Consider the following 19773-nt stretch of genomic DNA (forward strand, 5'->3'; position numbering starts at 1 on the left):
CACTTCAGATATATCGTTACGAACTCTGCGAGCGACCGCTGGGCAGGCGCACGGTCCGCGATGACAGGAGACCTGGTGCACGAATCCGAAGCGAGCCTTGCCGAAGCCGCGGAGGCGGGCGGGAAGGCGGCCGGGCTGCGTCGGTTGCGCGATGCGGCGTTGCCGGTGCCGGATTGGCTGGTCGTCGAGCCGTCGCTGTTCGAGCACATGCCGTCCGAGATCGTCGCGGCGGCAGCGGATTTCGTGGTCGCCACCGACCTCGACGAGGCGCTGATCCGCGGCGCCCGGCTGCGCGCGAGCATCATGACCGCCACACCTCCGGATGCTCTCGTCGGCGCGATGGACGAGGTGTGGCGGCGTCTCGGCCGTGGTCCGGTGGCGGTCCGGTCGTCTGCGGCGGTGGAGGACGGAACCACGTATTCATTTGCCGGGCAATTCGATTCGTTCCTGAACGTCTCCGGCGCCGAGGCGATCGCCTCGGTGGTGACGGCCTGCTGGGCCTCGGCGTTGTCGCCGCGGGTGATCACCTACTGTTTCGCACACGGACTGGCGCTTCCGGAGATGCCGGCGGTCATCGTGCAACGCCTGATCGCGGCGGAGGCCAGCGGTGTGCTGTTCACCTGCGATCCGAGCACCGGCGCTACGGACCGGATGCTGATCAGTGCGGTATACGGACTGGGCGAAGGGCTGGTCTCCGGCGCGGTGGACGCCGATACCTATGTCGCGGACAAGTTTTCGGGCGAAGTCATCGATACGACCGTGGGAGAGAAGGCGACTCGCTACCGACCCGACGGCGACCAGGGCTGCATCGCGGTGGAGGTCGATCCCGCGCTGCGTTCACGCCCGGCGCTCACCCCGGATCAGGTGACCCGGCTGATCGAGGTCGGCCGTCGGATCGAGAGCGCGACCGGCGACCCGCAGGACGTCGAATGGGCCTTCGATGCGGAAGGCCGGCTCTGGGTGCTGCAGGCACGCCCGGTGACCACCGCGGTCGGAGATTCGTTGCGCGGCGCCGGGGAGGCGGTGCCGGACGGCGACCTGCGAATCTGGGACAACTCCAACATCATCGAGAGTTTCAGCGGGATCACCTCACCGCTCACCTTCACCACCGCGGCCGATATCTACGGCCGGGTGTATCGCGGATACGCCGAATCCCTGGGCGTGCCGCGGGCGCAGGTAGCGCAGACCGACAGCTGGACTCCGGTGCTGCTCGGCTACTTCCACGGCCGCGTCTACTACAACCTGCTGCACTGGTACCGGATGGTCGGCATCGCGCCCGGCTATCCGCTCAACCGCCGTGTCCTCGAGGCCGCGCTCGGCGTGGCCGAACCACTGCCCGACGACATCGCGAAGACGCTGCGCCCGTTCACTTTCGGCAATCCGGTGCGGCGAGTGCTGTCCCGGACGCGCACCACCGCGATCTATCTGCGCCGCATCGCCGGGATCGACGCCATGATGCGGCGGTTCCTCGACGATTTCTACCGCGTCTACGACGATTTCGAATCCCATGACGACAGCGCCGACACCGGCGCCCAGGCCTACGCCCGCTATCGCGAACTCGATCGGGAGCTGGTGCACCGCTGGGGTCCGATGATGGTTCTGGACGCGATGCTGCTGACCCTCACCGGCCTGCTGTATGTGCTCACCCGGCTATTCCTGCCGAAGGCGCCGGAGTGGTTCCTCTACGCCGTCGCGGGGCCCGGGGCCGACGTCGAATCCGCCGAGCCGGCCCGCGCCATGTCCGCCCTCGCCGCCACCGTCCGCGAGAACGCCGAACTGCGCAAACTACTGGAAAGCACTGCCCCGGAAGGTGCGTACGACGCGCTGGTGACGGCGGGCCACGACGAATTCCGGTCGCGCGTCGACGAATACATCGACCGCTACGGCTATCGCAGCCTCGACGAACTGAAGCTCGAGACGCCGGATCTGCGGGAGGATCCGTCGGGCCTGTTCGTCATGGTGCTGGCGGCGCTACCGGAACAGCAGGACCGCGCCGCCGACGACGCGCAACGATATCTCGATGCGCACCTGCGTGGTTGGCGCCGTGCGATCTATGAACGCTTGCGGCGCAAGGTGGCTCGCTGTGCCGCGCATCGGGAGAGTCTGCGCTTCTGCCGTACCCGCGCCTTCGGCATGGTCAAGCGAACAATCCGAATCATGGGACGAGACCTGGTGCGGCGCAATATTATCGACGAATTCTCCGATGTGTTCTACCTGACGCTGCCGCAACTGCGCAGCTGCTACGAGGGCGGCGAGACGGCCGGTCTGCGCGCGGTGGTCGCCGCCCGCAAACAGCAGCGCGCCGCCGACGCGCGCCTGGTCGCGCCGGCCCGCTTCGTCACCCATGGCGGTGGTTTCGGTCCGGCCGAACTCGCGGCGGTCGGCTGGGTGCCGATCACCGACACTCCGGCGGCGACCGCGGGCGCGGTCTTCACCGGGACGCCGTCGGGGGGCGGTATCGGGACGGGACCGGCGGTGGTGGTCGACGAACCGCGCGATGTGGCGGGCGGTGTGCTCGTCACCTATCGAACCGACCCGGGCTGGGTGGCGGTGTTGCCGTCGGCGACCGCACTGGTCGTCGAGCGCGGCAGCCCGCTCACCCATGTCGCCATCGTCGCGCGCGAGCTCGGTGTGCCGACGGTGGTGCAGATTCCGGGCGTCACCAGATCCGTTCGTACCGGTATGCCGTTGCGGGTCGACGGCAGCAGCGGAACCGTCACCGTGCTCGATGAAGGGGAGGCAAGCGATGCCCAGTGAACTGCCGACGACCGGCGACGACCAGGAATTGGTGCGCGGCTGGCTGGTGAATCCCGCCACCGCCACCGGCATCCACCTCGCCGACGAAGCGGACGGCTGGCAGTTCCGCAGCTACGCGGAGCTCGCCGAGCTGACCTGGTCGGTCGCGGGCCGGCTGCGCGAACGGGGGCTCGTGGGCGATGACGAGGCCGGCGTCTGCGTCGTCATGCCGACCGGATTCCCCTGTGTCGCCGCGTTTTACGCCGTCTGGGCCTGCGGCGGGGTGTTCACGCCCATCGCGCCTCCGATGTTCGCCGATGTGGAGCAGTACGTCGCGCATGTCGCGGCGATACTCGACCAAGCCGCGCCCCGCGTGGTCGTCACCTCGGTGGAGCTGGAAGCGCTGGTCCGGCAGGCGATGACCGCGGCCGGGCGCGCCGACGAACCGGTCGTCGTGGCCGAAACCGGGACGCCCGCCGAACGGACGCTCGCGCCCGTGGCCGAGACGGCACTGCTGCAATTCACCTCCGGGTCGACCGGAACCCCGCGCGGGGTGCGCGTGTCGTGGCACAACCTGGCCAACAACATCCGGATGATCAGCCGGCTGATCGACTGGCGGCCCGGCGAGGCGATGGTCTCCTGGCTGCCGCTCTACCACGATATGGGCCTCGTGGGCGCATTCCTCACCACGGTCGCCAATCAGGGGGACCTGTATCTGATGCGGCCCGATCAGTTCGTGCGCGATCCCGCGCGCTGGCTGCGGGCGATGGCGCGCGCCCAGCATTCGCCGTCGCCGTCGTTCGCCCTCGGCTATGTCGCACACCGCGTTGCCCCGGACGACATCGCCGATCTGGACCTGTCCGGATGGCGGACCCTCGCGGTCGGTTCCGAACCGGTCGAAGTCGAGGATCTGCGGTCGTTCGCCGAACTCACCGGCGCGCGCGGCTTTTCCGCCCAGGCCTACACCCTCGCCTACGGTCTGGCCGAGGCCACGCTGATGGTCACCTCCTCGGCGCGTGACCGGCCGCTGACGGCCTTGCGCCTCGATACGGCGACCCTGCGGCCCGGTGAGCGGGTCCGAGTCGTCGCGGAGGTCGCACTCGCCGACGATCGGTGGGTGAGCGGCCCGGGCTGGATCACCGGCCTCGGCTTCTCCACTCCCGAATCCACCGTCGTGGTCGTGGACGAGGACGGCCGCGAACTGCCCGACGGGGTGCTCGGGGAGATGGTGGTGATCGGCGATTCGGTCGCACTCGGCTATACCGACGGCGCCGGCGGCGCAACACGCATCACCGACGGCCGGCTCTACACCGGCGATGCCGGATTCCGGTATCACGACGAGGTTTTCGTGCTGGGCCGGATGGGCACGAGCCTGAAGGTCCGGGGACGTTCGGTGTTCATGGAGGACATCGAATCGCGGGTGGCCCGCGAAACCGGTATCACCAAGGGCAAGCTCGCGGCGGTCTCGCTGACCGGCGGCGCCACACCCGGCATCGTGCTGTTCGCCGAAACCGCGCCGGGGGAGTGGATTGCCCGAGCCCGGACCGTGGTGCGTGGCGAACTGGGGCCCGCGGGCACCGTGGGCGTCGTCACCGGACCGCGCGGCTTCATCCGCCGCACCTCGAGCGGCAAACCGCGCCGCCGCCACATGTGGCAGCTGTATATCGAGGGGCGTTTGGCGGGCGCCACCGAACATCCCGCCACCGACACCACCACGGCGGGTCTGTCCACCGAGCCCGCGCTGCCGCTCGATCGTGTCGAGCGGCTGCTGGCCGCCGCACTGGAAACGGTCTCGATCCCGCCGAATTCCGCCGCCCTGTTCGAGGGGTCGCTGGCGGAGGGGTTCGGCAACGAGGGTTCCGATATCGACTTCCTGATCGTGGCACCCGGTGCCGAGGAGATGCCGACGCTACCGACCGTGGTGTTCGCCGACGGCCGTCGCATCGAGATCCGCACCCGGTCCGAGGCGCAACTGCGGGCGCAACTCACGCGGGTGGCCGGCGCGGACGGCGCCGGTGACCTCGACGAGGACGTGCTGAACCGGTGTCAGCGGTTCCGGAACGCGACGGTGGTGCGGTCGAGCGCGGCCGTGGATCTGGACGGGTTGTCGGCGCTGCTGCCCGCCGGCACCTTCGCGGCGACCGTGTCCGACTGGTGGGCTCGGCGCAGCCGGCACGCGCTGTGGTTCGCGGTCGCGTTGCACGCGATGGGCGCCGACGCGGAAGTCGACGGGTGGGCCCGCGACGGCCTGCTCCAAGCCGTCAAATCGTGGGGCGCGACGCGCGGGGAAACCTATATCGAGACGAAATGGCTTCCGCGACAGCTCGATCGAATAGCCTCGGTCGATCCGGGCGCCGCCGAGCTGATCGACGCCTACCGTGGTCTTCCGGACACCGCGACACTCGACGAGCTGCTCGCACTGGCTCGGCGATTCGGCATCGCGGACGTCGCCGATGATCCCGACCGGATTCTGCTGGCCCGGATCGACGGCGTGACCACCTGGCCTATCGGGGACCGGATCCATGTCCTGCGCGACGACACCGATGTCTTCGCGCTCTCGGCTCGCGGTGCCGCGGCCTGGCGTGCCGTCGTCGCCCGCAAATCGGTCGCCGACATCCTGCGCCGGTCGCCGATCGGGACCGAACTCGCCGAATTCGTCCGCCTGGGCTTCGTCGGACTGGCTCTGCGCGGCGGCGAGATACTGCGTCCCGCGCTCGCCATGTGCAAACCGCTACGCCCCGTCACGCCGATTCCGTCCACGCGGATGCCCGCGCTCGGACTCGCCGGCGGCGGCGCGGACGGGGATATCGCGACCCTGTCACCGCTGCCGGCCCGGCGCTTCGTCGCCTGTGCGATGGAGGTGGTCTGGTCGAACGTGGTCCTGGAGAACGCGCGCGAGGATCTGATGGGCGCGGTCAAGGCGGGCCAGGGTGCGGTTGCCGATATCGCGGCGCATCGCGCGATCGCCATGTGTGTGCGAATGGTGCTGTCCACCTACGGTATTCACCCGCTACCCGCGGACGTCGCGCCCGGTCCGACGCTGACCGCGCTGGTGCCGGACGTGGGATCGCTGCGGGAGCTGGTCGACCGCGCGTCGGCGCTGCGCTTCTCCGCGGTCTTCGGATCGGGTGCGAGCGGCCTGGACGAGCTGGCCGTGCTGGACGAACTCGCCGCGGCCGTGCGAGAGATCGCCGGTGGCACGCAGTTCCCGGCGTCGTTCGATTCGCGGGAGCAATGGCGCCGCACCCTCGACATCAGCTACGACTGGCTGCGCCCGGCCGCCTACCTCGACACCGAACTGCCCCTCGACGAGGCCCGCGACCTGCTCGGCTCGGGCGGGGAGCAACCCCACCAGCACGACAGAGGACAGTGATGACGAATGTGGACAGCCCAGTGGCGGAACGGGTTCGCCGACTCGTCGTCGCGATGGCGCCGGCTCCGCCCGCCGAACCGGGTGACCGGTTGCGGCTGATCGAGGATCTCGGCTTCGACTCGCTGCGCTTGATGGAGCTGACGCTGGTCCTCGAACAGGCCTTCGGCCTACCGCGCTACCGCCCCGAACAGCTGGCCGGCGTGCGCCGCATCGGGGACGTGGTGACCCTGATCGAGGGGGTGGGATTGTGACCGGCCACGACGCCGTACTGGTGACCGGCGCGGGCGGCCTGGTCGGCGCCGAGGTGGTGGCGCGCCTCGGTGCGGCGGGACGGCCCGTTGTCGGTGTGCTGCACAGCACTTCGCGGATCGTCGGCAACGACGGTTCGCAGCTGGACGGCATCGAGACGGTGCGCGGCGATATCCGGCGGCTGGGGTTCGGCCTGTCCCGGCACGACGCCGCCGAACTCGGTTCCCGCGTCGGCATGATCGTGCACGCCGCCGCGACCACCGCTTTCGATGCCACCGCCGGCGACTACGAGGAACTGAACGTGCGCGGCACCGCGCACGCGATCGAGCTGGCGCTGCGCTGGGACGTGCCGCTGGTGTACGTGAGCACCGCCTATGTCTGCGGGATGCGGACCGGTGTCGTCGCCGAGGCGGAACTCGACGTCGGGCAAGCGTTCGGAAACGGCTACGAGGACAGTAAGTTCCGTGCCGAACGTCAGGTGCGTTGCACACCGGGACTGCGCTGGGCGGTCGTGCGCCCCGGTGTCGTCACCGGCGCCGCCGGCACCGGCGTGATCCGTGACTACAAGAACCTCTACACGGTGGTGAAGTTGATCGTCGAGGGCAAACTGCGCTCGCTGCCCGGCCGCTACGACGCCACGATCGCACTCGCCCCGGTCGACTTCGTCGCCGATGTGATCACCGCCGCCGCCACCGACTTCGAATCCGCTGTGGGACAGACTTTTCACGCCGTCGGCGCCGATGCGCTGTCGCTGCGCGATATTTCGGACGTCCTCGCCGAATATCCGTCCTTCCACGTCGCGACCTTCGTTCCCGAAGCCACCTTCTCGGTGGACGACCTGGAACCGCTGGAACGTGAATACTTCCAGCGCATCGGCGCGCTCTATACGAGCTACTTCGCCCGCCGCCCGCTGTTCGACACCACCGCGACGTACGCCCTGCTCGGACGGGATTGTCCCGCGACCGGCAAGCCGTATCTGCGAGTGCTCCTGGACCACTGCCTGGAAAGCGGCTACCTCGGCGATCCGCTGCCCTCGGTACCGGAGGTGCTGGCGCGCTTCACCTCGGGCGCGAAGACGGGAGGCAGCCGATGAACCTGGCGCAACTGCTGGCGGCGTCGACACCGCTGCCGGACAAGGCGGCCGCCTATGCCGAGGACACCTACGTCCAGGAGACCGTCGACCACCTCGGTGCGGCCGGACTCGACGCGGCCGAATTCTCCCGCCGATACTCACTGCTGCTGCTGAAACCGGACGCGATCGTGGCCCGGGCGGTCGAGCCGACCCTGCAGTGGTTGCGGGACAACGACTTCCGCGTCGTGGCGGCCCGCATCTGCGCGGTCGACCGGCATCTGGTGCGCGCGCTGTGGTACTTCGCGTGGAATATCGCCTCGCCGGAGCGGCGGCGACTGGCCGATCTGCTGACCGAGATTTCCGATGCGCTGGTCCTCGTCGTCTCCGGCGAACCGGAGACGCTGCCGACCTCGGTGCGGCTCACGGCGGCCAAGGGACCGACCGATCCGGGCAAGCGGCAGCCGGGCGAATTACGTTATGTTCTGGGCAGATACAGCTATCTGCTGAATCTGGTGCATTCGCCGGACGATCCGGCCGATGTGCTGCGAGAGTTCGCGATCTACTTCGACACCGACACCCGCGCGCGGGTGCTGCGTGAGATCGGGACCGGGGAGGACCGCGGTGCCGAAGCCGCCGCCTGCGCCGCGAAGCTGTACTCCCGCACTCCCGCACGGGTTTTCACGCGTTCCGCCGCCACCGCGCGTCTGCTCGCCGACCTCGGCGACGTTCCGGCGGACTTCGATCCCGATCGGGACGAGGACTGTGCGCTGCTGTTGCGGCGCGCCTGGGCCACGGGCCGTGCGATCGATCCGTGGTCGGCCATCGTCCTCGGCTCCCAGGTACTTCCCATGCGCAACGGCGGGCGGCGCCAGACCCTGCCCCCGGTATCCGCACACGACTGGTTGGAGGCACGACCATGACGATCGACACCGCGACCATCCCGACCGCGAGCCATGTGCACACCATCTCCCGCCATCTCGCCCACCGCTGCGCGGTATCGGAAGTCTTCGTCACCTCCCTGCACGCCGCGCGGTCCGACGAATTCGTGGTCGGCGCCCAGCTACCCCGCATGCACGCCTTCTACGGCGACCACCTGGCACCGTGGGACGGCACCTACGACCCCCTGCTGGTGATGGAGGCGGCCCGCCAGGCGGCGATCGCTCTCACGCACGAATACTTCGGCGTTCCACAGGATTTCGGCTTCGTCGTGCGCACCTTCAACGGCGCGGTCGCCGAGAGCGACAACTGGGCGATCGGGCCCGCGCCCGCGGATCTTGTGATGTCGGTGCAGATTTCGCGCCGCCATCGGCGCGGCGAGGTGCTGCAGGGTGTGGATATGGTGCTCGACATCGAATGCGGGGGAGTGCCGCTGATGATCGTGGACGGATCCTTCACCTGGGTGTCGCCGTCGCGCTGGGAGGCGCTGCGCGGCGGTTTGCGCACCGCACTGGGGCTCGGCGACATCGGCGCCGCGCTGCCACCCGGGCAGTCGGCCGCGGCGACCGACGTAGGCCGGGCCAACGCGCGCAATGTGGTGATCGGCCCGCTGCGACGGGTGGGCGCGGCGGCGGGCGCCGAGCTGGTGATCGACACCGGGCATCCGATCCTGTTCGACCACCCGGTGGATCACGTGCCCGGCAGTGTGCTGCTCGAGGCGGCACGTCAGACGGTCACCGCGATGGCGGTGTCGGAGCCGGGCCGGCTGATCGGGGTCTCCAGTTCCTTCGAGCGGTTCGTGGAACTGGACCACCGCGCCGAATGTGTGGCGGGCGCCTCGGATTCCGTTCCGGGACAGATCGATTGCGAAATCCACCAATGCGGTGGGGTGGCCGCGCGCATCGGCCTGCGTTACGACACCGACGAGGCGGAATGCTGAGCGGTTCCGCCGCGCCCGCCGGCCGGTCGGAGCAGGAAGTGTCCGCGAACCGATCTCGAGTGTCCGGATCGGCCCTAGTGCGGATCGCGCGGTTCACCGTCGCACGCTACGAAACGCATCATCTGCTCTACGCGGTCCTGTTCGTCGCCGCTGTGGAGAGCACCGCGGCCGTGGTGTCGCATCCGGACTCCGCATGGCGCCCGGGATGGGCGACGGCGGTGCGCGTCGTCGTCGTCGCGCTCCTGCTGCTGTATCTGCGCATGGTGGACGAGATCAAGGACCTCGACTACGACCGCGTGCACAATCCGGAGCGGCCGCTGGTCACGGGGGCGGTAGGTGTCGGCGAACTGTGGATCGCGATCGGGGTGATCGCGGTGGCGCTGACAGTGGTGTCGTCGCTGCTGTCGTGGTGGTCCGCGGCCCTCGTCGTCGCCGCGATGGGGTACGGCCTCGCGCTGTGGGCGCTGGAAAGCGTGTCGGCGCGGATACGCGGCGACCTGCTGCTGAACCTGGCCGTGACCTACCCGGTGCAGTTGTGGATCATCGCCTACCTCGTGCGCTCGGCGATCGATACCGGGCAGGTCGAAAGCGGTTGGCGGACAGCCTGGGTCGCACTGATCTTCGCGGGCGCGTTCCTGCACTTCGAATTCGCGCGCAAGACGGTGGCCGACGTCAGGCCGGGGCAGTGGTACTACTCGAATGTGCTGGGAGTGCGGGGGAGCGTCGTCGCGACCGTGGGTTTCGCGGCCCTCGCGGTCGGCGCCGATGTGTTGCTCAGCCGACCGTGGGACCATCCGCTGCCGTGGGCGCTGCTGCTGTGGATACCGGTGGGACTGTTGCTACTTCCGGCCCTGGCGGCAGGCTCGTTCCTCACCAGGAAATCGGTCTCGCCGTCGCCGCCCGAACCTGTCCGAGCCGGTCCGGCGTCGTCCGGTGAATCGGGCGGGGAGTCGGATGCGGCCACCCGCGCGTATCCCGTCATCCCGGCTGTGGTATTCGTACTGGTGTTGTATCTGATTCTCATCGTCACGGCCGTGACCTGGCGATAGTTCCCATGGCGGACAGGGGTTCACGGCCCAGGGGCATCGGAAGGCCACTGAAAGGGCAGTGACCGGGCCGCCGCGAGCGCGCACGCTTGGAAGTAGCACCCGGCGCCGCAGGATTGCCCCCTTCGCATCGTGCGGCACACCGGATCCGGCGCGGTTTGCCCTTGCCGCGTCGGGCTCGCGGTCCGGTGTCTCGTTCGTGGCGTCGGGTGCAACCACGACCCTTCCGGAGGTATCCGATGTCCGCCGCCCCGCAGCCGTACGGCCGGGCCGCGCGGACCGGCCCGGGTGGGCTGCGCGGCCGGTGCGCCGCCGCGGTGGACCGGGGCGCCGTGGGGACGGGCGCCCCGGGCACGGCCGCCGAACTGCACCCCGGAATACCCGACGGACACGAACTACTCGCCGCCTGCTGCGGCCATATCGGCGACCAGGCCGACGACCATCCGGTCACCCGGGCCGCCCGCCAACTGGCCGAACTCCACCTCGTCCGCCGTCGCTCCCCGGTGCGCGCAGCGGAGATCGACTGCCGTAGAAGGGAAATCGTCGTCCACATCGACCGCTGGGTCAGCGACCGCACCGGCGCCCCGGCGCATGCGCGGTCCCTCGGCGCGGCCGTCGACGGACTCGCCGCCGCGCAGGTGCGCGCCACGGTCCTGCTGCGCGACGCCGAGACGGTCGACGACGAACGAATACGGGCCGCATGGTTTCTGGTCGGCTCCCTCGCCAATTGGTGGGGCGAACTGGTCGAGCAGCATGTCGGCAATGTCCGCCCGTATCCGCGCCGGCGGCCGCGCGGTCCGCGATAGCGCGGGCGGCCCTTATATCGGTCGCGCCTCGATCACGGATTCCGGTGACACCGTCTCGGTGATGCGGGTCAGCTCGAAACCGCAGCGCGCGAGCAGAGCGCGGTAGTCACCGGCGCTGCGCTCGCGGCCGCCGCTGTTGATCAACATCTCCAGGTCGGTGTACTTGCCCGGATGCGGCCGATTGTCCTGGGGGAGAACGATTTCCACGATGATCAGCCGGGCGGCCGGGGCCATCGCGGCGCGTACGGTGCGCAGGATCTGCTCGGCGCGCGCATCGGGCCAATCGTGAATCACGTGTTTGAGCAGATACGCGTCCGCGCCCGCGGGAACCGATTCGAAAAAGGACCCCGGCGCCACCTGGGCTCGCCCGTCGAATCCGGCGGCCGCGAACCGCTCCGCCGCACCGGCCACCACATCGGGCAGGTCGAACAGGATGCCCCGGGTGCCGGGTGCGCGCGAGAGGATCTCGGAGAGCATCGCGCCGCGTCCGCCGCCGACGTCCACGATCGTCGCAAAGCGCCCGAAATCGTAAGCGGCGAACAAGGATTCCGTGGTGAGCGATCCGATGCTGGTCATCGCGCGGTCGAACAGATCACCGAATCGACGGTCGGTGCGGATGTATTCGAAGAAGGGCGCCCCGTCCAGCTGTGGCCCCACCGGCTTGCCGGTCCGCACCGCATCGACCACATGTGTCCAATGCGCCCGGTGCGTGGCCGAGCCGAAGAACAGTGCGGCATCACGCAGCGATTCCGGGGAGTCGCTGCACAGCGCACGAGCGGGCGCGGTGAGCCCGTACCGTCCGTCGCGCCGCTGAGCGAAGATGCCGTGACTGATGAGCAGCCGCAACAGCCGGCGCAGCGCGTCCTCGTCCGCTCCCACACGCCGCGCCAGCTCGGCGCCGGTGAGCGGTCCCCGCGCCAGCTCATCGGCGATCCCCAGTGCCGCCGCCGCGTGAATCGCCTGCGCCAGCCACCCCGCCGCCAGCAACTCCATCAACGACAGCGGCGCCGGCGCCAACCGCCGATAGGCTTCGCCGAGCGCGTAGCGAACGGTCTCGACGGCCCGCACCACCGGCAGCGGCGGCAATTTCGGTAACCCGAACACCATGCACAACTCCTCCGATAGGCGGACAGGGTCGCGCTCCGCAGCCTACGGCGTAAAACGGAAACGCGGCCACCGTACCGCGGGGGACGGTGGAGACTGCGCGTCGCGGCAGGCTCTCCTCGGTCAGGTGTTGTCGGCGCTTGTGGTCGGGATGAAGCTGACTGCGGGGGCTCCGGCGTCGGTGTTGGTCGGATCAGGGCCCTCATCGGGGGCGATTTCGGGCAGTGCGCGCGGATCGGGGAGTGGCCCGGGCATGGCACCCAATGCGGTGTCCGCTGCGTCTCACTCGGTGGTGCCGACCCCGTTCCGGCTCTCGGTGTGCGGGTGGCCGATCGGAAAAAGTATGGGGCTCAACAAATATTGTGTCCGGCCGTCGGCCGGCTCGTTGTGCAGGCGCGGAACGATCGCGGCACGCAAATCGGCGATGAGGTCCGCCAGCTCGTCCGGGTCGAGCCACAGGGCATGCTGGCGGTACCCGACGGAGTCGGTTGCGGGATCGGCGTTCTCGCGATCGAGATAGGCGTCGAACTCCGCGAGCAGGGTGGTCATCGCGGTGGTGAAGACGGCGCGATGCTCGTCACGACTCGCGGCGGCCACCGCGTCGGCGTCGATGACGGCCCGCTCGCGGCGCAGCCGGTAATGCCGCTCCACCGCCCCGCGCACCCGCCGCTCCTCGGTCACCTCGAGAATCCCGCCGCCGGTCAGGAGATCCACGTGGCGATAGACCGTGGCCTTCGAGACGTCGGGAAGGCGCGCGCACAACTGCGCGGTGGTCAGCGTATGGCCGCCGGACATCGCGTGCACGATGCGCAGGCGCACCGGATGTGCCAGCAGTTCGATCGGTCCCATTGGCAAATATTCTCATTCTTGCTACCTTTCTCAAAGTTGAGAACAATAGCGCCGCGATCTGCGGTGTAAGGGAGGACCCGATGAACTGCAACGACGCCGCAGTGGGTGAGGCCGTGGTCCGGATGCTGTGCGCGGGCCGATTCGGCGAGGCCTACGAGCATTTCGGGACTCCGCTGCGCGCACTGCTGTCGCTGGAAAACCTCACCGCCGCTTGGCATCGGGAGATCGGGCCGGGTGCGACGCCCGGTGCCGCGGAGGTTCGCGACGGCGTAGTGGCGGTGCCGGTCCCGGACCGGGAGGCGACGATCCTCATGTCGGTCGTGCGCGGGAAACTGAGCGGCCTGCGCATCGCGCACGATGTGCCGCCGTGGCAACCGCCGCACTACGCCGACTCGGCGGCGTTCGACGAGGAGGAGATCGCCCTCGAGACCGCGGTCGGTCCGGTCCCGGGCACGGTGAGCGTTCCGCGTCGAACCGCCACGCGGCATCCCGCGGTCGTATTGCTCAGTGGCGGTGGACCTTTCGATCGAGACGGTACGGCAGGCGCGAACAAGACGATGAAGGACATCGCCTGGGGCCTGGCGACCGGGGGGCTTGTCGTGCTGCGCTTCGACAAGCCGAGTCATCTCGAAGCAGCGCGCGGTGGGAACTGGGCGGACATCACTCCGACCGCCGACTACGTGCCGCCGGCGGTCGCGGCCGTGCGGGCCCTGCGGGCGCGTGCCGACGTCGATCCGTGCCGGATATTCGTCCTCGGGCACAGCATGGGTGGCAGATATGCGCCGCGCGTCGCGGCGGCCGAACCGGCGATCGCCGGTGTGATCCTGCTGGCCGCCGATACCCAGCCGATGCAGCGCGCGGCCGTGCGCGTCGCCCGGTATCTGTGGACGGTCGCGCCGGAGTCCGCGCGAGCGGTGCTGCCGGATCCCGAGGAACTTCTCGTCCAGGCCGAACGAGTGGAACGCGCGGATCTGTCCGGATCCACTCCGGCCGGTGAGTTGCCCCTGGGGCTGGCGGTCGGTACCTGGCTGGACCTGCGCGAATACGACCCGGTCGCCACCGCGCTCGCGGTGCACAAGCCCATGTTCATCGCTCAGGGCGGACGCGATTATCAGGTCACCGTCGCCGACGATCTGGCCGGATGGCGGCAGGCTTTCGACGGCCGAGGCGACGTGGACATTCGCGTCTACGAATCCGATGACCACATGTTCTTCGCGGGAACCGGTGCGTCCACGCCGTCGGATTACGAAGCACCACAACATGTCGACGAGGCTGTGGTCGCCGACATCGCAGCCTGGGTGGCGGCGGCCGCGGAGGCGGGGGCCGAGGCGGCAAGCGGGCGATCGTAAGGGCGCGGCTGCGAGTCGGAACGAGGGACGCCGAATGGCTGGAGCTGAACTCAGCCCCGGCGCGCCCGTCGTTCGTTCGGTTCGCCGGGCGGTGCGGCCGAAAGTGTCCGAGCGGCCGAGGATTCCGCTACCGACGCGATCTCGGGGTCGCCGGTGATGCCCGCGGTGACGATGGCCCCCTCGGCGAGCAGGTAGATCGCGTCGGCCGCGTCGGTCCCGGTCGCGTCCACCCATTCGGCGATCATGGTGCGAAACGCCGCCTTGTGCGAGCGCACTTCCGCCAGGACGGCCGGGGAGTCGGCGCCGAGCTCACCGTGGATATTGATCCACGCGCAGCCGCGAAACCCGTTCTCGCCGAACCACTCCCGAAGCCACTCGAAGATCGCGAGCACTCGCCGCGTGGGGTCCTCGTACCGTTCGACATGCTCGGCCAGCGCCTGTCGCCACCGCTCGTCGCGGCGGCGCAGCATCGCCACGACGAGGTCCTCCTTGGTGGGGAACATGGAGTAGATCCGCTTCAGCGACAGGCCGGACGCTTCGCGGATCCGGTCCATGCCCACCGCCTGCACGCCGTGCGCGTACATCAACCGCTCGGCGGCGTCGAGCAGCGCCGTGCGGTCGGAGGCATTGCGTTCGGCGCTGAGCGCGGCGGGCATGGACCGGACTCCCTTGACATCGAGAACGTACGTTCCCTACTGTAACGCATCGGTGGAGAATGAACGTTCTCCGTTGAAAGGCAGGAATCCGATGTCCGAAACACGCCCGCCCTATCCGCCGTTCACGCTGGAAACCGCCGTACAGAAGGTGCAGGCGGCCGAGGATGCGTGGAACACCCGCGACCCGCAGCGGGTCGCGCTCGCGTACACCCCCGACTCGGCCTGGCGGAACCGGGACCAATTCATCACCGGCCGAGAGCAGATCGTCGAATTCCTGACCGCGAAATGGGAACGCGAACTCGACTACGCGCTGCGCAAGAGCCTGTGGGGCTTCCGCGGAAACCGCATGGCCGTCCGGTTCCAGTACGAATGGCACGATCGTACCGGTCAGTGGTGGCGCAGCTACGGCAACGAGCTGTGGGAATTTACCGACCAGGGGTTGATGGCACGCCGGGAGGCGAGCATCAACGACGTGCCCATCACCGAGGCCGAACGCCGGATATTCGGTCCGCGCCCGGCCGAGGAGCACGGGGTCGACATCCCCCTGCGGTAGCCATCGGCGGTGATCAGTAGCCGGCGGCCGGATCGATCCGGGCGATGAGCTCACGCCCTTGCGCGAAGCGGCGGACGTTCTCGGCGACGTGTTCGGCGAACGCGGCCGTCCGCAGCTGCGGCGGGTTGGAATCGTGCGGGGTGATGATCACATTCGGGAGGTCCCAGAGCGGATGGCCATCGGGGAGCGGTTCGGGATCGGTCACATCCAGGCCCGCGCCGCCGATGGCGCCCTGCCGCAGTGCGGCGACCAGAGCCTCGGTGTCGATGAGCGAGCCGCGGGCGACATTGACCACCCACGAATGCGGTTTCAGCTGAGCGAGTTCGTCTTTGCCGATCAGGTGCCGGGTGCCGTCGGTGGCGGGGGCGGCGACGACCACGTGATCGGCGCGAGCCCACACCTCCGAAAGCCGCTCCGCCGGAATCGTGTCCGCCACATTGGGAGCCTCGATCGGCCGGCCGGAGCGGCTGACGGCGATCACCCGGGCCCCGAACGGCTCCAGCATGGCGATGACCTCGCGACCGATACCGCCCGCGCCGACCACCGCGACGGTCGCCCCGCGCAGGGTCCCGATATGGGGAAAGAACTCGCCCTGCCGCCAGCTGTGGGCGCGGATATGTTCCGGCAGATACCGCACACCGGCGAGCAGCAGCGCCATCGTGCCCTCGGCAACACTTTTCGCGAAGGCGCCCGCGGCCGAGGTGAACACCACATTCGGGCAGCGTTCGAAGATGCCGGCGGCGAAGAACTCCTCGACCCCGGCGGAGTACAACTGCACCCATTCGATCGATGCGGGCAGGTCGGGGAATCCGTTCGGACCGCCGTCCCACACCAGCGCCCTGGCCTCACCCAGCTCCGCGAGTTGTGCTCCCGCGCCGGTGATCGCCTGTGCCACAAGGTCGTCGGTGATCGGTGCCAGTGCGATGCGGGGTGCGCCCGTCATGCCTCGTGTGCTCCTTCGTCCTCGTCGAGGTCCACCTCGACCCGGTCGCGGTCCGCCCATTCCAGCAGCGTATTCAGGTCGAAGACCGCGTCGTCGATGCCCGCGTGCAGATCGCCGACTTCGGCGTAGCGGGCGGGGACGGTGTTGATCGTGAAGTCGTTCGGTTCGATATCGGGAATCTCGTTCCACCGCACCGGGGTCGAGACGGTCGCGGCCGCATTCCCGCGCACCGAGTAGGCGGCGGCGATGGTGTGATCGCGGGCGTTCTGGTTGTAGTCGACGAACAGCAGTGCCGGATCGCGGTCGCGGCGCCACCACGTCGTGGTCACATCATCGGGGGCGCGGCGCTCCACCTCCTGCGCGAAGGCCAGCGCGGCGCGGCGCACCTGCTGGAAGCCGTGCTCGGGGGCGATGCGCACGTAGATGTGCAGGCCGTGTCCGCCGGAGGTTTTGGGCCAGCCGACCGCGCCCAGCTCGTCGAGAACCTCGTGCGCGACCTCCGCGACGCGCTGAACCCGCGACCACGGGCAATCCGGCATCGGATCCAGATCGATGCGCCATTCGTCCGGCTTCTCGGTGTCGAAGCGGCGCGAGTTCCACGGATGGAACTCCACCGTCGACATCTGCACCGCCCAGATCACGTCCGCCAGTTCCCGCACGCACAGTTCGTCCGCATACCGGTTGTAGCGCGGAAAGTGCACGCGCACGGTCGGAATCCAGTCCGGCGCCCCCGCCGGCAGCCGCTTCTGATGTACCTTCCCGCCCGGCAATCCCTTCGGGAAGCGGTGCAGCATGCACGGCCGGTCCCGCAGGGCGTTGACGATCCCGTCGCCGACGCTCAGGTAGTACTGCACCAGATCGAGTTTCGTCGCCCCGAGTTCCGGGAAGTACACCCGATCGGGATTCGACACCCGCACCGTATGCTCGCCGACCGTCAACTCCACCGCCGGCGTCGACTTACTGGTCACCGGATCGACGATAGTGGGTGATCGATCGCCGGGCACTGTACGCGCCGCGTGCGGGCCTCACGTCGGGGTCGCCAGGGCGAAGGGGAGGACGGCGGGGGCGCCGGCGTGGCGGAGGGTGCGGGCCGCGAGGGTGAGGGTCCAGCCGGTGTCGGTGTGGGTGTCGACCAGCAGGACGGGAGTGTCGAGCCCGGTGAGGTCGGGGGTGTCCCACGAGTCGAACAGGGCTGCGACGCGGTGGGCGGAGTTGGCCGCCGACACCGGTGGCCGGTCGGGCCGGGTGTGCAGGACCCCGAGGTCGGTGAGACGGCCGATGCGCGCCAGGCGGGCGGCCAGGTCGGCGGCCAGTGCGGGATGCGTCGCCGATTGCAGTGCCATCACCGCTCCGGGGCGCTGCGTCCAATTCCATTCGCGCAGAACGGCGATGCAGGCGTCGACGATGTGGTCGGGCGCGGGGCCGTCGGGGGCGTCGAGCAGCGTTCGCAGGCGCTGGCCCCACCCCAGATCGCTGAGCCGGCCCAGGACCCGGCCCACCTCGGGGCCGTCGGAAATTTTGCCGGACAACGGAACTCCCAGCTTCGACAGCCCGGTCGGCCATTGCTTGCGGGGGAGCAGATCGATTCCGGGCCGGTCCAGCCGGGCGCGGATGGTGGCCACCTCGGCGGCGTCGACCGAGACGTCGAAACGGCGACCGGTGCAGTTGTCGCAGCGACCACACCCGGGCGCGTCCTGGGCGAGGCCCGGATCGTCGAGTTGGCGGCGCAGGAAGTTCATCCGGCACTCGGTGGTGCTCTGATACTCGAGCATGGCGTTCTGTTCCGCTTCGCGCGCCCGGTCGAGACGCTCGTAGCGCTCGGTGTCGTAGGTCCACGGTTGCCCGGTGGCCAGCCAGCCGCCGCGCACCCGCCGCACGGCGCCGTCCACATCCAGCACCTTGAGCACCATCTCCAACCGCGACCGGCTCAGTTCCACCAGCGGTTCGAGGGCCACCGTGGACAGGGGCCGTTCGTAGTCCAGCGCGGCCAGTACCGACCGCACCACCTGCTCCCGCGGAAAGGCCACGGAGGCAAAGTAATTCCAGATCCGCCGGTCCTCGGGACCGGGCAACAGGATGACCTCGGCGCGGTTGGCGGGGCCGCCCGCGACCAGTCCGCGTCCGGCGCGGCCGACCTGCTGGTAGTAGGCAATGGGGGACGAGGGGGCGCCGACGTGGACCACGAAACCGAGGTCGGGTTTGTCGAAGCCCATGCCGAGCGCCGACGTGGCGACCAGCGCCTTGACGTCGTTGTCCAGCAGGGCCTGTTCGAGGGTTTCGCGTTCCCCGGGTTCGGTGCGGCCGGTGTAGGCCGCGACGGGGTAGCCGTGGTCGGCGAGGACGTCGGCCAAGTCGTGGGCGGCCGCGACGGTGAGGGTGTAGATGATTCCGGAGCCGGGTAGCTCGCCCAGTTGCCGGCTGAGCCAGGTGGTGCGCTGGACGGCGTCGTCGATCCGCACGACGGACAGATGCAGCGACTCCCGGTCCAGGGTGCCGCGCAACACCAGGGTGTCGGTGCCGATCTGCGTGGCGACGTCGGTGACCACGCGGTCGTTGGCGGTCGCGGTGGTCGCCAGCACCGGGATGTCCTCGCCGAGGTCGGCGATCAGGGAGCGGATGCGGCGGTAGTCGGGGCGGAAATCGTGGCCCCAGTCGGAGATGCAGTGCGCCTCGTCGACCACGACCAGGCCGGCGTCGGCGGCCAGTTTGGGCAGCACCGAATCGCGGAAATCGGGATTGTTCAACCGTTCCGGACTGACGAGCAGCACATCGACCTCACCGGCGGCGACCCGCTGGTGGATCTCGTCCCATTCGGTGACGTTGCCGGAGTTGATCGTCTCCGCGATCACGCCCGCCCGGCGCGCGGCGGCGACCTGGTTGCGCATCAACGCCAGCAGCGGTGACACGATCACCGTCGGCCCGCGCCCCTGCGACCGCAGCAACCGCGCGGCGATGAAGTACACCGCCGATTTGCCCCAGCCGGTGCGCTGGACGACGAGCGCCCGCCGCCGCTGGACGACCAGCGCTTCGATGGCCGTCCACTGATCCTCGCGCAGCCGCGCCTCGGGCCCGGCCAGCTCGCGCAGCAGGGATTCGGAGGATTCGCGCAGCTCGGTGGTAGTCACGCGCTCCATCGTGCCCGACCCCTCCGACACCTGGCC

Annotated in this window: 16 protein-coding genes; 10 read left to right on the forward strand and 6 right to left on the reverse strand. The window is 69.4% G+C overall.

Features of this window, described 5'->3' with window-relative positions:
• The first annotated feature begins 75 nt into the window (after positions 1-75).
• The 8 genes from ACPCUW_RS10760 (at position 76) to ACPCUW_RS10795 (ending at position 11158) form a co-directional block, all read left to right on the forward strand.
• On the forward strand, positions 76-2757 hold the full coding sequence (locus tag ACPCUW_RS10760; RefSeq protein WP_423424562.1) for a phosphoenolpyruvate synthase: 2682 nt from the start codon (positions 76-78) through the stop codon (positions 2755-2757).
• Entirely contained in the window at positions 2747-6109 is a 3363-nt protein-coding gene (locus ACPCUW_RS10765; RefSeq protein WP_423424563.1) for an AMP-binding protein, read from the forward strand. The genes ACPCUW_RS10760 and ACPCUW_RS10765 overlap by 11 nt, the downstream gene beginning before the upstream one ends.
• Positions 6109-6360 carry an acyl carrier protein gene (locus tag ACPCUW_RS10770; RefSeq protein ID WP_104393788.1) on the forward strand — a complete coding sequence of 84 codons (252 nt, stop codon included), beginning with the start codon at positions 6109-6111 and terminating at the stop codon, positions 6358-6360. Before ACPCUW_RS10765 ends, ACPCUW_RS10770 begins: the two co-directional genes overlap by 1 nt.
• Positions 6357-7451, forward strand: coding sequence for an SDR family oxidoreductase (locus ACPCUW_RS10775; protein ID WP_423424564.1), 1095 nt, complete (start codon positions 6357-6359; stop codon positions 7449-7451). The genes ACPCUW_RS10770 and ACPCUW_RS10775 overlap by 4 nt, the downstream gene beginning before the upstream one ends.
• The gene (locus ACPCUW_RS10780) at positions 7448-8350 is read left to right on the forward strand and encodes a nucleoside-diphosphate kinase (protein ID WP_423424565.1); all 903 of its coding nucleotides are present in this window, start codon (positions 7448-7450) and stop codon (positions 8348-8350) included. The genes ACPCUW_RS10775 and ACPCUW_RS10780 overlap by 4 nt, the downstream gene beginning before the upstream one ends.
• Positions 8347-9306 (forward strand): ScbA/BarX family gamma-butyrolactone biosynthesis protein, encoded by a 960-nt coding sequence (locus ACPCUW_RS10785; protein WP_423424567.1) that lies wholly within the window; start codon positions 8347-8349, stop codon positions 9304-9306. The genes ACPCUW_RS10780 and ACPCUW_RS10785 overlap by 4 nt, the downstream gene beginning before the upstream one ends.
• 77 nt (positions 9307-9383) lie before the next feature.
• Positions 9384-10355, forward strand: coding sequence for a hypothetical protein (locus ACPCUW_RS10790; protein WP_423424569.1), 972 nt, complete (start codon positions 9384-9386; stop codon positions 10353-10355).
• A gap of 236 nt (positions 10356-10591) precedes the next feature.
• Positions 10592-11158: a hypothetical protein gene (locus ACPCUW_RS10795; RefSeq protein WP_082976287.1), complete on the forward strand. Its 567-nt coding sequence runs from the start codon at positions 10592-10594 to the stop codon at positions 11156-11158.
• Positions 11159-11170: 12 nt separating this feature from the next.
• On the opposite strand, the gene ACPCUW_RS10800 is transcribed toward ACPCUW_RS10795, so the two are convergent.
• Entirely contained in the window at positions 11171-12265 is a 1095-nt protein-coding gene (locus tag ACPCUW_RS10800; protein WP_423424571.1) for a methyltransferase, read from the reverse strand.
• A 279-nt stretch (positions 12266-12544) separates the two neighbouring features.
• Positions 12545-13111, reverse strand: coding sequence for a helix-turn-helix domain-containing protein (locus tag ACPCUW_RS10805; protein ID WP_423424573.1), 567 nt, complete (start codon positions 13109-13111; stop codon positions 12545-12547).
• Positions 13112-13191: 80 nt separating this feature from the next.
• On the opposite strand from ACPCUW_RS10805, the gene ACPCUW_RS10810 reads away from it, so the two are divergent.
• Entirely contained in the window at positions 13192-14460 is a 1269-nt protein-coding gene (locus ACPCUW_RS10810) for an alpha/beta hydrolase family protein (RefSeq protein ID WP_423424575.1), read from the forward strand.
• Between the two features lie 50 nt (positions 14461-14510).
• Here ACPCUW_RS10810 and ACPCUW_RS10815 read toward each other — a convergent pair whose 3' ends face one another.
• Entirely contained in the window at positions 14511-15116 is a 606-nt protein-coding gene (locus tag ACPCUW_RS10815) for a TetR/AcrR family transcriptional regulator (protein ID WP_305779015.1), read from the reverse strand.
• Positions 15117-15207: 91 nt separating this feature from the next.
• Between ACPCUW_RS10815 and ACPCUW_RS10820 the strand changes: the two genes are divergently transcribed.
• On the forward strand, positions 15208-15669 hold the full coding sequence (locus tag ACPCUW_RS10820) for a nuclear transport factor 2 family protein (protein WP_305779014.1): 462 nt from the start codon (positions 15208-15210) through the stop codon (positions 15667-15669).
• Between the two features lie 13 nt (positions 15670-15682).
• Here ACPCUW_RS10820 and ACPCUW_RS10825 read toward each other — a convergent pair whose 3' ends face one another.
• The 3 genes from ACPCUW_RS10825 to ACPCUW_RS10835 are packed head-to-tail and all read right to left on the reverse strand — an operon-like array spanning position 15683 to position 19746.
• Positions 15683-16612, reverse strand: a complete 930-nt coding sequence (locus ACPCUW_RS10825) for a D-isomer specific 2-hydroxyacid dehydrogenase family protein (RefSeq protein ID WP_064909414.1) — start codon at positions 16610-16612, stop codon at positions 15683-15685.
• Positions 16609-17580, reverse strand: a complete 972-nt coding sequence (ligD, locus tag ACPCUW_RS10830; protein WP_063015487.1) for a non-homologous end-joining DNA ligase — start codon at positions 17578-17580, stop codon at positions 16609-16611. Before ligD ends, ACPCUW_RS10825 begins: the two co-directional genes overlap by 4 nt.
• Before the next feature lie 57 nt (positions 17581-17637).
• On the reverse strand, positions 17638-19746 hold the full coding sequence (locus ACPCUW_RS10835) for a RecQ family ATP-dependent DNA helicase (RefSeq protein WP_423424578.1): 2109 nt from the start codon (positions 19744-19746) through the stop codon (positions 17638-17640).
• Positions 19747-19773 lie beyond the last annotated feature (27 nt).

This window comes from Nocardia sp. AB354, from assembly GCF_049538315.1.
In the GTDB taxonomy this organism is placed as follows: domain Bacteria; phylum Actinomycetota; class Actinomycetes; order Mycobacteriales; family Mycobacteriaceae; genus Nocardia; species Nocardia nova.

Coding starts and splice junctions, on each gene's coding strand:
- ACPCUW_RS10785 (WP_423424567.1), top strand. CDS start 8,347: ATGACGATCGACACCGCGACCATCCCGACCGCGAGCCATGTGCACACC.
- ACPCUW_RS10780 (WP_423424565.1), top strand. CDS start 7,448: ATGAACCTGGCGCAACTGCTGGCGGCGTCGACACCGCTGCCGGACAAG.
- ACPCUW_RS10815 (WP_305779015.1), bottom strand. CDS start 15,116: ATGCCCGCCGCGCTCAGCGCCGAACGCAATGCCTCCGACCGCACGGCG.
- ACPCUW_RS10765 (WP_423424563.1), top strand. CDS start 2,747: ATGCCCAGTGAACTGCCGACGACCGGCGACGACCAGGAATTGGTGCGC.
- ACPCUW_RS10820 (WP_305779014.1), top strand. CDS start 15,208: ATGTCCGAAACACGCCCGCCCTATCCGCCGTTCACGCTGGAAACCGCC.
- ACPCUW_RS10805 (WP_423424573.1), bottom strand. CDS start 13,111: ATGGGACCGATCGAACTGCTGGCACATCCGGTGCGCCTGCGCATCGTG.
- ACPCUW_RS10770 (WP_104393788.1), top strand. CDS start 6,109: ATGACGAATGTGGACAGCCCAGTGGCGGAACGGGTTCGCCGACTCGTC.
- ACPCUW_RS10825 (WP_064909414.1), bottom strand. CDS start 16,612: ATGACGGGCGCACCCCGCATCGCACTGGCACCGATCACCGACGACCTT.
- ACPCUW_RS10835 (WP_423424578.1), bottom strand. CDS start 19,746: ATGGAGCGCGTGACTACCACCGAGCTGCGCGAATCCTCCGAATCCCTG.
- ACPCUW_RS10795 (WP_082976287.1), top strand. CDS start 10,592: ATGTCCGCCGCCCCGCAGCCGTACGGCCGGGCCGCGCGGACCGGCCCG.
- ACPCUW_RS10800 (WP_423424571.1), bottom strand. CDS start 12,265: ATGGTGTTCGGGTTACCGAAATTGCCGCCGCTGCCGGTGGTGCGGGCC.
- ACPCUW_RS10810 (WP_423424575.1), top strand. CDS start 13,192: ATGAACTGCAACGACGCCGCAGTGGGTGAGGCCGTGGTCCGGATGCTG.